The organism is Lachnospira hominis (ex Hitch et al. 2025), assembly GCF_040096395.1.
In the GTDB taxonomy this organism is placed as follows: domain Bacteria; phylum Bacillota; class Clostridia; order Lachnospirales; family Lachnospiraceae; genus Lachnospira; species Lachnospira hominis.
The window spans coordinates 1-534 of sequence record NZ_JBBMES010000081.1 but is presented as its reverse complement, the minus strand read 5'-3'; the positions used below and the strand labels follow the sequence as shown (position 1 = coordinate 534).

Here is a 534-nt window from a genome sequence, read left to right as displayed (position 1 = left end):
TAGCGAATAGAAGAAGAATTATTCTGGCAAGTCCTAAGACCAGCTTCAACGCTCCAAGAATTATCCTTAATATCCACCTGAGTATCTTTAAAATCACTGTTCCTACAACTCCCATAACTCTTCTCATAATAATCAGTCTCCTTTCGACATCCATCCCATTGCAAGTCCTGCAACATCTGCATCTTCCATAACATCTTCTGTAGGTTCTTGTGCTTCACTATTGGCTGCCTGCATTATTACCGGCTGACCAACATTCATCCCGGATATCACTCCGCCTAACAGCTTTATTACCTCTTTTCTAGCCTCATTGGTTGCTGCTTCAATGACCTCTTCCTTAATGTCATCAATATCTTCTGACCGAATATATTCAGCCCTCTCTTTTTCCTTCTTCTTGATAGCAAAGGTTTCTTTTCCATAATTATCAATGTAAAACTGAATCGCATCTATGATGAACTGATTCTTAGATTTGAAAATCTTCGGATCAAGGTTCTGAATCACATCATTGATTTTCACATGCTGAGGATTGCTCATGTT

1 protein-coding gene is annotated in these 534 nt (G+C 39.0%); it reads right to left on the bottom strand.

Going from position 1 to position 534, the window contains the following annotated elements; genetic code table 11:
- Nucleotides 1-132 precede the first annotated feature (132 nt).
- The coding region (locus WMO38_RS15190) for an ATP-binding protein (RefSeq protein WP_349163232.1) at nucleotides 133-534 on the bottom strand (402 nt) is incomplete at its 5' end.